The organism is Providencia sp. PROV003 (assembly GCF_045040775.1).
GTDB classification, from domain to species: domain Bacteria; phylum Pseudomonadota; class Gammaproteobacteria; order Enterobacterales; family Enterobacteriaceae; genus Providencia; species Providencia huashanensis.
The window spans coordinates 4,053,467-4,065,741 of the sequence record NZ_CP096369.1 but is presented as its reverse complement, the minus strand read 5'-3'; the positions used below and the strand labels follow the sequence as shown (position 1 = coordinate 4,065,741).

Here is a 12,275-nt window from a genome sequence, read left to right as displayed (position 1 = left end):
GTTAAAAACACCTACTGTGACTTCTTAATTTTTATCCACACTGTTTTTCAATAAATCATGTAAATATTGATTGGCAGGGAAAACATTACCTTGTGCATCCTTGACTTGGTATTCTTCCCCTGTAACCGATGATTTTGAAGCAACGTTATCGATAAATTGTTCAGTAGTATTGAGGCGTTTCTCAGTTTTACGCAGTTTTAATCTCAAGTGAGATTCAGCATCAGTTGCAGAATGCTCCGTACCATTACGAGTAAAAGTCAGGTTTTGTTGTTTACCGAGTTCTGCTAATAATGATTCAGTACGAATTTTTTCTTCAGGGCTTAATGCTAGAGCTTGAGTGGTGACAAAAACACTTAAAAAAAGCACTAAAGCAGAGGAAAAGCGGTTTGATAGTTGGGCTGTAAGTGATTGCACGAATTTCTCTCCATAGAAAAAAGGTGAGTAAATTATAAGCAGCCGTTTAATTTAAACTATCGGTAAGATTCCTAGAATTCAATTTAAGGCATAAAGCGATAACCAATGCCTGTTTCTGTAAGTAAATGAATTGGGCGAGTTGGGTCATTTTCTAATTTTTGCCGCAAATGGCCCATATAAATTCGCAAATAATGGTTATGCTCAATATAGCTCGGCCCCCATACTTGTAATAATAAATGCCGTTGGGTTAATACTTTGCCGCTGTTAGCAACTAACTCGCTGAGCAAGCGGAATTCAATGGGAGTAAGGTGTAATTCTTCATTTTGCTTAGTGACAATCCGATTAATAAAATCGACCGTAATATCACCAAATTGAAATTGTGAGTTTTCTTGTGCCGCTTTGCCAAAACGACGCAAGGCGACACGGACTCGTGCGAGTAATTCGCTGATGCCAAAAGGCTTAGTCAGATAATCATCAGCACCTGCATCAAGGGCGGCAACCTTTTGAGATTCGTCTTCTCGAGCGGATAAAACGATGATAGGAATACTGCTCCATTTGCGTAAATCACGAATTAAATCAAGCCCATCGCCATCAGGCAACCCAAGGTCTAAGATAAGCAAGTCGGGTTGCCGTGTCCCAGATTCAATCAACCCGCGTTGGTAGTTTTCTGCTTCAAAAACTTTCCAGCCTTCACCTTCCAGCGCAAGGCGAACAAAGCGGCGGATCTCTTTTTCATCTTCAACGATCAGGATTTGATGAGTACTCACAATAGTGGTTGTGCTCCTAAATTTCGGTTTCAATATCAGGTAGTTGTTTTAAAGGTAAAACAAAGTGGAAGCTGGCTCCACCTTTATTATTGTTCTGAGCCCATATTTCCCCTTCATGTAATTGAATAATGGCACGACAAATAGCAAGGCCTAAGCCAACTCCGGGAATGGCTGATTCTTTTTGCGCTCGAGAGAATTTATCGAAAATAGTTTTTTCTTGTCCATCAGGGATTGCATTGCTGGCATCCCAAATTTCAATATGAATTTTTTGCCCTTCAACCCTCGCCTTAATACCAATTGGGGTATCTTCATGGCTATATTTTACGGCATTTTCTAATAGGTTGATAAGCACCCGCTCTATCAAATTGGCATCACAATAGAGTAATAAATCAGCTGGGATATCAATATCTAAAGGATGACTATGTAAAGTATAGTCTAATGTTCTGACAGCGCTACTGGTAATTTCTTGTAGTGATTGCCACTCTAAATTAGGTTGAATACCACCAGATTGCAGCCGTGCCATATCAAGTAAATTATTGACTAATCGCGAAGTACTCAGAACTTGTTGGCGCATTTTATTAACTTGCTCAGTAAGTGGCGAGTTTTCAGCAGACAAATTCAACATTAATATTTCAGTTTGCCCAAATAAAACGGTTAATGGTGTTTTTAGGTCGTGTGAAAGGGCCGCGAGTAATGAATTACGCAATTGCTCACGTTCAATATCTAATTTTGCGGATTCGGCTTGTTTGGTTAGCTCTAACCGAGCAAGGGCACTGGCAATTAACCCAGTGAAGGTTTGTAACATACGTTGTTGTTCTGGGATCAACAACTGGCGCATATTTCTAGGTTCAATCGCTAAGACGGCAAGTGTTTGATCTGCGGTTGTTATAGGTTGCAATTGATAGGGGACGCTGGGAAGAGTATCGGTGCCAGCTCCTGCGGGTTGGCGTTTATCAAAGCTCCATTTGGCAATTGCATTATCAATTTGCATTGCACTGTGCCCCTCACATTTTAAGGGCAATAATTGCCCCTCAGCATTGGGTATTAATAAACAGCTTTTGGCTTGGAACGCGTTATTAAGGAAGTGATAGCCTGTTCTGCCGATGTCATCGGTGCTGAGTGCTTGCCCTAATTCTTTTGTCATTTCATATAAATGTCGCGTTCGTTGTTCACGATAACGGGCAATTCGGGCTTGATAGCGCATGCCAGCAGTTAAATTCCCCACAACGACGCCAACAATTAGCATAACCGTAAAGGTGACTAAATATTGCATATCCATGATAGCAAGGGAAAAATGGGGCTGAACAAAGAATAAATCAAAGCTAATAACATTAATTAGTGCCGCAAAGACAGAAGGGCGCCTGCCATAAAATAGCGCGATAAGTACCACGCCGAGTAGATAGAGCGTGACTAAGTTGGCTTTATCTAACGCTAACAAAAATGTGCGTGAGAACACGGTAATTGCAGCACACATCACAATCGCCATCAAATAACCGTTCATGTCTGAACGCCATTTTTCAGAGAAAGGTTTTCTCTCTGGTTCTTTATCCCATTCGCTTTTTTCTTCTAGCGCGACGATCACCAAGTCAAGGTCTGGCCCTAATTTGCCAAGACGGTCAGCAAAGCCAGGACGTAAATTAAATATGGGCCATTTACGTTGCTTATCGCGACGGCCAATCAGTATTTTGCCCAAATTATGTTCTCGAGCATAACGTAATATGGCTTTTTCTTCAGAAGGGTCAGATAACGTGGCGGTTTCAGCGCCTAAATCTTGAGCAAGACGCAATGCCTTTAAAATGGCTCTGCGCCGAGCCTCGGGTAATCGATGGAGCGCAGGAGTTTCCACATATACAGCATGCCATACACTGCCAAACTTTGCTGCAAGGCGAGCCGCGGTGCGAACCAACTTTTCATTACCCATATTATGACCAATACATAATAGAAGGCCATCCCGGGTATGCCAGACAGGGGCTTGCCCCTTACCATCACGAAATTCCCGCATCTGGTCATCAACGCGATCGGCAGTTCGACGTAGAGCCAGCTCACGTAGCGCGATGAGATTCCCTTTACGGAAAAAATGTTCGATTGCTCGCTCTGCTTGCCCAGAGATATAAACTTTGCCTTCTTTTAGGCGTTGCCGTAAGTCATCAGGAGGCAAGTCAACTAATACGACTTCATCTGCGGCATCAAAAATATGATCAGGAACCGTTTCACGCACTCGAATACCAGTAATGCTTCCGACGATATCATTTAAACTTTCAATATGTTGAACGTTAATGGTCGTAAGGACATCAATACCAGCATTTAATAGCTCTTCGACATCCTGCCAGCGTTTAGGGTGTAGGCTGCCATTAGGATTACTAAATGCTAATTCATCCATTAAAATAATGGCTGGGTGCCTAGCAATTGCGGCGTCAATATCAAAAGCAGTTAAACGGCGTCCCCTATGTTGGATACGCTTTGGTGGTAACTGTGAGAGACCTTCAAGTAACGCAGCTGTTTCTTCGCGTTCATGGGTTTCTACTACACCAATAAGCACATCTAATCCTTGTGACCTTAGTCTTTGGGCTTCTTGAAGCATGGCATAGGTTTTCCCGACGCCAGCACAGGCGCCGAAAAAAATTTTTAATTTGCCACGGCCTGTTTCATTGGCCTTTACCAATAAATCGTCGGGATTAGGGCGACTAGGTTCCTGATTTTTCATAATAGGCCTTAGTGAGTTTGGCTATTGGCTTGTTGCTGATATTCATCAAGAGCAAGGTTTAACTTTAAGACATTAATAACAGGCTCGCCTAAAAAAGCTAATACACTATTTTCAGTATGAGTATTAATTAATGATTTTACCTCTTCTAGTGGGATCTGTCTGTGTTTAGCAATTCGCGGGGCTTGATATAACGCCGCATCAACAGAAATATTGGGGTCTAATCCACTGGCAGAGGCTGTTAATAAATCAACAGGGATGCTCTTGTCAGCCGCTGGGTTTTCTGAGCGAAGTTGGGCACTTCGTTGTTCCATTGTTTGTAATAGTAATGGGTTGCTAACGGCTAAATTACTACCGCCAGATGCTAATGTATTATAAGGGGCTTCAGCGGTTGCAGAGGGCCGCCCATGAAAGTAATTTTCACTTTGTATATTTTGTCCAATCAGTTCAGAACCGATAACCTGATCATCTTGAGTGAGTAAGGAGCCATGAGCTTGCCAAGGGAAAAAGACATTAGCAAGCCCTGTCACCATCAATGGGTAGGCGATCCCTGTGAATAAAGTGAGAATTATTAACATAATAATAGAAGAGCGGATCATGTTCATTATCAATTCCTTATATCCCAAATAAGCGAATAAACATATCAATTAATTTAATCCCAACAAATGGCACTATTAACCCACCTAAACCATAGAGGCTTAAGTTACGTTGCAACAATGATTGGGAGCTCATAGGGTGATAATTGACCCCTTTAATCGCCAATGGGATCAAGAAAATTATAATTAAAGCGTTAAAGATCACCGCTGAGAGAATCGCAGATGCAGGTGAATGTAACTGCATAATATTTAATGCATTAAGTTGAGGCCAAGTGACAGCAAAAGCGGCTGGAATGATGGCAAAGTATTTTGCAATATCATTGGCTATACTAAAGGTTGTTAATGAGCCTCGTGTCATCAACATTTGTTTACCAATATGGACGACCTCAATTAATTTGGTTGGGTTAGAGTCTAAATCAACCATGTTACCTGCTTCTTTGGCCGCTTGTGTCCCTGAGTTCATCGCTACAGCCACATCCGCTTGCGCTAATGCTGGGGCATCGTTGGTACCATCACCCGTCATGGCAACTAGTCGGCCTTCTGATTGATATTGGCGGATTAATGCGAGCTTGGCTTCGGGGGTTGCCTCAGCGAGGAAGTCATCGACACCGGCTTCTGCAGCAATAGCGGCGGCTGTTAAGTGGTTATCTCCGGTGATCATAACTGTTTTGATCCCCATGCTACGCATTTGAGCAAATCGTTCTTTCATTCCCCCTTTAACAATATCTTTTAATGCTACAACACCGAGTACTGTTTGGTCGTCCACAACAACAAGAGGGGTTCCCCCTAAATGAGCGACTTTTTCAACTAATTGGTCGGCTTCTATCGGGAATTTACTGTGGTTTGCTTCAACGTAGCGGCGTATCGCATCCGCAGAACCTTTGCGGATCATTCTTTCTCCAATGTTGACACCGCTCATACGAGTCATTGCAGAGAACGGAACAAAGGTAGCATTCAGGCCATGAATATCTCTTTCACGTAAATTAAACTTTTGTTTCGCCAACACGACAATACTACGCCCTTCAGGGGTTTCATCGGCTAAAGAAGAAAGTTGAGCTGCATCTGCTAGTTGCTGTTCAGTCACACCCGTTAAAGGCAAAAACTCAGATGCTTGTCGGTTACCAAGGGTGATAGTACCGGTTTTATCGAGTAATAAGACGTCGACATCACCCGCAGCCTCCACTGCACGACCGCTGGTGGCAATCACATTTGCACCTAACATACGGCTCATCCCTGCCACACCAATAGAAGAGAGTAATCCGCCAATAGTGGTTGGAATTAAGCAAATTAATAAAGCAATAAGGACTAGAATAGAGACCGCACTACCTGCGCCTGCATAATCGGCAGCAAAAACCGTGAATGGATACAAGGTGGCGCACACCAACACGAAAATAATCGTCAGGGCGGTTAACAGGATCGTTAAAGCGATTTCATTGGGGGTTTTACGACGTTGTGCGCCTTCAACCATTGAAATCATTCGGTCTAAGAATGTTTCACCGGGGTTTACGGTACATTCAACAATTAACCAATCAGAAAGAACGCGAGTCCCTCCGGTGACTGAGGAAAAGTCACCACCGGATTCACGGATCACAGGAGCTGACTCACCAGTAATTGCACTTTCATCGACAGATGCACCACCTTCAAGCACTTCACCATCGCAAGGGATTGTTTCTCCAGCATGGATAAGCACGATATCCCCTTTACGTAACTGGCTTGAAACCACGATTTCTTGAGCCGCATCCATTGATGCAGAAGCCAAACGAGTTGCGTTACTTTGCTGTTTTACCCCTTTTAAACTTTGGGCTTGTGCCTTACTTCGCCCTTCAGCTAGCGCCTCGGCAAAATTAGCAAAGAGCAGTGTAAACCATAGCCATAGTGTCACCATTCCACTAAACCAAGCGTTACCCTCAGTGTAATGAGTTACCATTGCTAACCATAAAAGGGTGGTGATAATACTGCCGATATACACCACGAACATCACGGGATTTCGCCATTGTGCTTGCGGTGTGCATTTTTTGAATGCTTCAAAGATAGATTGTTTGATTAATTTATTATCAAATAATTTGATGTTATTACTTTTCATTTTCTTCCCCTCATTATCCCGCGAAACCGATGTGTAGTTGCTCTGCAATTGGACCTAACGCAAGGGCAGGTACAAAGGTCAGCGCACCAATGAGAAGTACAGTGAATACAAGCAGACCAATAAATAACGGACCTGTTGTGGGTAATGTTGCATTACTTTGCGCTTGAGGTTTCTTGCTTGCCATCGAACCTGCAATGGCGAGAACTGGCAGAATGACGCCAAAACGTCCTAAGAACATGGTGACCGCCAATAGCAGGTTGTAAAACGGTGTATTTGCGCTAAGTCCAGCAAACGCGCTACCGTTATTATTCGCTGCGGAGGAAAAAGCGTATAACACTTCACTAAACCCGTGAGCGCCTGGGTTTAAGATCCCTGCACGCCCAGCTTCAGTCATTAATGAAAGTGTGGTACCCAGTAGTACTAAAGTGGGAGTCACTAAAATAGCCAGTGCAACCATTTTCATTTCGCGCACCTCGATTTTTTTACCGAGATATTCAGGAGTACGACCAATCATTAGCCCAGCAAGGAATACGGCGAGTAAAACAAATAGCAACATGCCATATAAGCCAGATCCCACACCGCCGAAAACCACTTCACCGATTTGCATTAACCACATCGGCACCATGCCACCCATCGCAGTAAAGGAATCATGCATTGCATTAACAGCACCGCAAGAGGCAGCTGTTGTTACAACAGCGAATAATGCGGAGCCTAAGATACCAAAGCGGCTTTCTTTTCCTTCCATATTGGCAGTGGTAGTCGCATGGAATTCACTTAAAAATGGATTACCAACATACTCTGCTTTGATAACCGCTATGGCAGCAACGACAAAAATAATCCCCATCACCCATAGCAGAGTGTGACCTTGTTTGTTGTTGCCAACGACACGCCCAAAAGCAAAACATAACGCTGTTGGAATTAGAAAAATGGCTAACATTTGTACGAAATTGCTTAATGCCGTTGGGTTTTCAAATGGGTGTGAAGAATTAGCTCCAAAGAAACCGCCTCCGTTAGTACCGAGTAGCTTAATTGCTTCTTGAGAGGCGACAGGCCCCATTGGTAATAACTGGTTGCTATTATTTAGGTTATTAACTAATAGGTAATCTGAGAAGTTTTGGATAACACCTTGGCTAACAAAAAATAGAGCAAAAATAATCGCTAATGGGAAAAGTAGATACACAGTAATACGGTAGATATCCACCCATGCATTACCAACCGTTTTACGACCATGGCGTGAAAATGCTCGGATAAGGGCGAAAACAACGGCAATCCCTGTTGCAGCGGAAAGGAAATTTTGTACCGTTAACCCAGACATCTGGCTTAGATAACTTAATGTGTTTTCACCGCTGTAGGATTGCCAATTAGTATTTGTGACAAAGCTAATTGCGGTGTTAAAGGCTAAATCCCAACTCATTCCCGGAAATTGTTGTGGGTTAAGGGGCAAATGACCTTGGAATATTAATATAGAAAACAGCAATATAAAGCCTAAAATATTGAACAGTAAAATCGATAAGGCATATTGTAGCCAAGTCATTTCCGCCATTTCTCGCCCTGGCTTTTTTACGCCGCCTAAGCGCCAAAGAAGGGCTTCGCTTTTTATTAGCGTACTCGGTATATCGCTATCAATTAACCGAGCAATACCATTGCCTAATGGTTTTGCCAAAATAAACAGCACGAGTAAAAAGCTACCGATAATTAAAATTGTGGTAGTGGTCATATTAAAAATCCTCCGCGCTTAGCAGGGCATAGACCAGATAAACCAGCAGTAACACAACGAGAACTGCCCCAATAATGGAAAGTAATGACACAGTATTTTCTCCTTATTATTTCCATGCAATAAGGCTAAAACTTCCGTTGTAAAGAAGCTGATAAAAAATAGACCTTCGGTGTAAAAAAAGTATAAAAATGTATTTTTATACGAGGGAATAAAATAAAACAGAGATGGCGAGTTAAAGCGAATAATTGTTATGTAAATGTTGCTGATTTGTTTGTTTTTGACGCAATCAGGTTAAATAATGTAATAAAACAACGGAATTTATCATTTTATTATGTAAATTTTAATTTATAGTGGTCAGATGAGTAGTTTTATTACACGGTTTGCGCTATGATATTGACAGTTAATTTTTATATTATCTGTTCGGTTTTAGTCGCTCTTCTAAACAGTCATTATTTGGGGTTTTAGAGCAATTCTGGAATCGACAAATAGAGTGGCAACTGAAGGAGGATACCGATGTCCACATATCGCGAATATTCCCGTAATCAGGTACTTGCACGCCGCACTGCTGCTGTTACAGCTGGCATTATTGCGTTTCCGGTTATGGTTTTTCATCCGCAACGAGCAAAATTTTATAGCCATTTACACAAAGTATGGGCTAAAACCAGCGATAAGCCCGTTTGGTTAGAGCGTTCAGAAGCCACGTTTGAAAGCCATCATTAATAATTGCTTTGCTTTTAAGTGGTAATACCATATCCCTGCAATAGCCTATTGTGGGGATATTGTTTTTTATCCCTCATCCTATTTTTCTTTTCCTTATTACCTTTCTTTTTGGTTAGCATCCTTATTTACAGCAAATAACACAGAAAAAAAGCATGTTTCCGTTTATGCTTATTGATTATCAGTAAATTACATTCAAAATGATGGGGTTGACCCTATAGCGGTGTAGTAAAAAGGACCACATAATGCATAATTTAAGATTAGAAGAAATCATTAATGATGAGCTGAAAATTAGTGAATTCCAAGATTTTGCACCAAATGGATTGCAGGTTGAGGGGCGCCCTCATGTGCATAAAATCATCACCGGTGTAACAGCCTGCCAAGCACTACTGGACGTGGCAGTTGAAAAGAAAGCGGATGCTGTGATTGTTCACCATGGCTATTTTTGGAAAAATGAGCCCGCAATTATTAAAGGTATGAAAAAAAATCGCTTAAAAACATTATTAGCGAATGATATTAACCTTTATGGTTACCATCTTCCTTTAGATGCTCATCATCAATTAGGTAATAATACTCAGCTTGCGTATATCATGGGTGTGCAAGTAAATGGCCAAATTGATCCATTAATGCCATTCGGTTTCTTTGATCAACCGATTACACCACAGGAATTAACCCAGCGCTTAGAGTCCCGCCTTGGTCGCAAAGTGTTGCATTGTGGTGACAATGCTAAAGATGAAATTCGCCAAATTGCATGGTGCACAGGGGGCGGACAAGGCTTTATCTTACAAGCCGCCGAGTTTGGCGTAGATGCATTTGTGACAGGTGAAGTTTCAGAGCAAACAATCCATATAGCAAGAGAAATGGGTATCCATTTCTACAGTGCAGGGCATCATGCGACAGAGCGTTACGGGATTAAAGCGCTGACTAAGTGGCTAGTTGATCACCATGGGTTAGACGCAGAGTTTATCGATATCGATAACCCAGCCTAATTCTCGTCATATTTCGAGCTGTGGCGGTGTTGGCTACACTCGCGACCCCTAGTCACATACTTGTGTATGCTCCTAGGGAGTCGCTCATTTGCCGCCTAGCCACAACTCGAACTATTTAGAGAATTAAATTTTCAAGCTAATCTTCATTGAGTTTCTAATTCTAACCTTGGCGGTGTTGGCTACACTCGCGACCCCTAGTCACATACTTGTGATATAAAATACGTAGAAAATTATGTGTAATTAGTAAAATAAAAAGTTAACTCGTATAAATTCGATAGCGTAATGATGAAAGAACAAGAACCAACCCTGAAATGGTTAATACCAAGCCTAAGTGTTGGCTCCAGCCTGCGACCATCAAACCAATGGCGAGTCCGATATAGTAAAACAAACCTAAAATAGCCCCAGCAGTACCTTTTCTATCACTATAGCGATTTAAAGCATGTGCAAGGATATTAGGAATAGCAATTCCATATCCAATAACTACACCAATCACCGGTAAAATGAACCAAATAGAATTCATCAGAGCAAAAACCAAGCAACCACTTATCAAAGATATGATGCTAGAGAGCTTAACAAGTTGCTCAGATGTGTGTTTTTTAGCCAATAAATGACGATTAATGATTGACCCTAAGCCCACTCCAAGTGCTAATAAAATTCCAGTTAAACCAAATTGTTGCTGAGTGAGCATTAATCGTTCAAAACTGAAAGGTGCCAGCTGATAATAGCTAAATAAATTAATGTTGAAAAATGCTATCAAGATCACATTTCTAACAATTTCTTTATCTGTGATCATTCGTAAAAATGTCGCCATAAATGGGACTTTGATCACATTTTCAGGGCGTGTTTCTGGTAAACGGCAAGTAGACCAAATAAAAAGCACGACCGCGAGAAATGCCAAGCCAGTAAAAACGGCGATATATCCGCCAAAACTAACTAACCCCGCACCGAATAACATCCCTAATGCAGGACTAATGGCTAGGGCAATACCCATAATTGAAAAAACTTTAGCTAATTCATGCCCTTGATAGCTATCACGCATTGCGGTTTGTGTTCCAATTGAACCGACGGCGGCACCAAATGCGGCAAGCATTCTCATTAACAGTAATAAATAAAAGTGTGTGATAAACAACGCGCAGATAGAGGCGATACCGTAGATCAACAGACCTGCCAGGATAGTCGGGCGGCGGCCTAGCGTGTCACACATTCTTCCCCAAAATACGACACCTAGCGCAAAAGCAAAGAAATAGAATGATAATGTTTGTGATGCTTGTTCAGCATCGACATTAAATGCGCTAGCAATGTTGGTCAATGCTGGGCTGTATATAGTTTCCACGATTTGTGGAAACATCATTAAGGCAACAGCAAGCCATAATGAAAGAGGGTGTTTCATACCAATTATCCTGCTTATATTAATAAAAATAGATGGTGAAGATGAATACAACTATTCAATGACAAGTAGTTTAATGGTATTTTTAGTGTCCCATTACAAAAATAAAGACTATAAATATCAAAAAAGGGATATTATGGCTTGGCTAGAACAAACAGATGAATTTCAAACTCACTGGTATACAGCGCCAGTATTGGGAATAGCAGCTCAAATGGGGCAACATGATTCTGGTTTACATAGCCATGAAATGGGGCAGCTTTTGTTTACACAACAAGGGTGTATACGAATTTCACTTGAGAACCGAATTTCTCTATTACCTCCTGGAAGGGTGGCATGGATACCTCCATTTGTTTGTCACCGAGCACAAATGCGCGCATCTGTGGGCTATCGTTCGGTGTATTTAAGTGAACAATATGCTAAAAAAATAGCGAATGAAGTCGTCATTTTGAGCATTTCACCTCTGCTAAGAGAGGTACTTGAACGGATTGCAATTGCCCCGTTTGACAGTGATTGGCAACACGGGCGCTTAGCAAATTTATTACCAGTATTTATCGATGAACTACAAAGTGCAACGACTGAGCCAACATTACTTGCACTTCCTCAAGATAGGCGCTTTAAAGACCTCGATATCGAGCAATTACCACCTAATTTAAACCAACTTGCTCAAACGATTGGCGCAAGTGAAAAAACCATTACACGGGTTTTCTTAAAAGAAACCGGAATGACTTATCAAACATGGCGGCAACAATGGCGGTTTATTAAAGCGATTGAGTTATTGGCACAAAATCACCCATATCACTTTATTACTCAAGAGCTTGGCTTAGCCAGTGATAGTGCTTTTATCAGTTTTTTTCGCAAAATGAGTGGGGTAACACCGCGGGAATATCAACAGTAAAAGAGAAAA

General features: G+C 41.7%; 11 protein-coding genes. 3 read left to right on the top strand and 8 right to left on the bottom strand.

What is annotated here, in order from left to right:
- Positions 1 to 24: 24 nt before the first annotated feature.
- From M1F14_RS18665 to kdpF, 7 genes are all read right to left on the bottom strand, one after another.
- Positions 25 to 414, bottom strand: coding sequence for a DUF5329 family protein (locus M1F14_RS18665; RefSeq protein WP_071547830.1), 390 nt, complete (start codon positions 412 to 414; stop codon positions 25 to 27).
- A gap of 83 nt (positions 415 to 497) precedes the next feature.
- A complete protein-coding gene (kdpE, locus tag M1F14_RS18660; RefSeq protein ID WP_181469135.1) occupies positions 498 to 1,181 on the bottom strand; it encodes a two-component system response regulator KdpE in 684 nt (227 codons plus the stop codon).
- 16 nt (positions 1,182 to 1,197) lie between these two features.
- Complete coding sequence (gene kdpD / locus M1F14_RS18655) at positions 1,198 to 3,885, bottom strand: two-component system sensor histidine kinase KdpD (RefSeq protein WP_181469136.1); 2,688 nt, start codon at positions 3,883 to 3,885, stop codon at positions 1,198 to 1,200.
- A gap of 8 nt (positions 3,886 to 3,893) precedes the next feature.
- Complete coding sequence (gene kdpC / locus M1F14_RS18650) at positions 3,894 to 4,487, bottom strand: potassium-transporting ATPase subunit KdpC (protein WP_181469137.1); 594 nt, start codon at positions 4,485 to 4,487, stop codon at positions 3,894 to 3,896.
- A 10-nt stretch (positions 4,488 to 4,497) separates the two neighbouring features.
- A complete protein-coding gene (gene kdpB, locus M1F14_RS18645) occupies positions 4,498 to 6,561 on the bottom strand; it encodes a potassium-transporting ATPase subunit KdpB (protein WP_181469138.1) in 2,064 nt (687 codons plus the stop codon).
- 13 nt (positions 6,562 to 6,574) lie between these two features.
- Entirely contained in the window at positions 6,575 to 8,278 is a 1,704-nt protein-coding gene (kdpA, locus tag M1F14_RS18640; protein WP_042848305.1) for a potassium-transporting ATPase subunit KdpA, read from the bottom strand.
- Position 8,279: 1 nt separating this feature from the next.
- Entirely contained in the window at positions 8,280 to 8,333 is a 54-nt protein-coding gene (gene kdpF, locus M1F14_RS18635; protein WP_367575695.1) for a K(+)-transporting ATPase subunit F, read from the bottom strand.
- A 458-nt stretch (positions 8,334 to 8,791) separates the two neighbouring features.
- On the opposite strand from kdpF, the gene M1F14_RS18630 reads away from it, so the two are divergent.
- Positions 8,792 to 8,998 (top strand): YbfA family protein, encoded by a 207-nt coding sequence (locus tag M1F14_RS18630; protein ID WP_042848302.1) that lies wholly within the window; start codon positions 8,792 to 8,794, stop codon positions 8,996 to 8,998.
- A gap of 242 nt (positions 8,999 to 9,240) precedes the next feature.
- Positions 9,241 to 9,984: a type 2 GTP cyclohydrolase I gene (locus tag M1F14_RS18625; protein WP_042848301.1), complete on the top strand. Its 744-nt coding sequence runs from the start codon at positions 9,241 to 9,243 to the stop codon at positions 9,982 to 9,984.
- Between the two features lie 256 nt (positions 9,985 to 10,240).
- On the opposite strand, the gene M1F14_RS18620 is transcribed toward M1F14_RS18625, so the two are convergent.
- Positions 10,241 to 11,374 (bottom strand): multidrug effflux MFS transporter, encoded by a 1,134-nt coding sequence (locus M1F14_RS18620; protein WP_181469139.1) that lies wholly within the window; start codon positions 11,372 to 11,374, stop codon positions 10,241 to 10,243.
- Positions 11,375 to 11,507: 133 nt separating this feature from the next.
- Between M1F14_RS18620 and M1F14_RS18615 the strand changes: the two genes are divergently transcribed.
- On the top strand, positions 11,508 to 12,266 hold the full coding sequence (locus M1F14_RS18615) for a helix-turn-helix domain-containing protein (RefSeq protein ID WP_042848299.1): 759 nt from the start codon (positions 11,508 to 11,510) through the stop codon (positions 12,264 to 12,266).
- Positions 12,267 to 12,275: the final 9 nt, after the last annotated feature.

What these genes read in the sequence shown, in the direction of transcription:
- kdpD (WP_181469136.1), bottom strand. Translation starts at nt 3,885, where the DNA reads ATGAAAAATCAGGAACCTAGTCGCCCTAATCCCGACGATTTATTGGTA.
- kdpC (WP_181469137.1), bottom strand. Translation starts at nt 4,487, where the DNA reads ATGAACATGATCCGCTCTTCTATTATTATGTTAATAATTCTCACTTTA.
- kdpB (WP_181469138.1), bottom strand. Translation starts at nt 6,561, where the DNA reads ATGAAAAGTAATAACATCAAATTATTTGATAATAAATTAATCAAACAA.
- kdpA (WP_042848305.1), bottom strand. Translation starts at nt 8,278, where the DNA reads ATGACCACTACCACAATTTTAATTATCGGTAGCTTTTTACTCGTGCTG.
- M1F14_RS18630 (WP_042848302.1), top strand. Translation starts at nt 8,792, where the DNA reads ATGTCCACATATCGCGAATATTCCCGTAATCAGGTACTTGCACGCCGC.
- M1F14_RS18625 (WP_042848301.1), top strand. Translation starts at nt 9,241, where the DNA reads ATGCATAATTTAAGATTAGAAGAAATCATTAATGATGAGCTGAAAATT.
- M1F14_RS18620 (WP_181469139.1), bottom strand. Translation starts at nt 11,374, where the DNA reads ATGAAACACCCTCTTTCATTATGGCTTGCTGTTGCCTTAATGATGTTT.
- M1F14_RS18615 (WP_042848299.1), top strand. Translation starts at nt 11,508, where the DNA reads ATGGCTTGGCTAGAACAAACAGATGAATTTCAAACTCACTGGTATACA.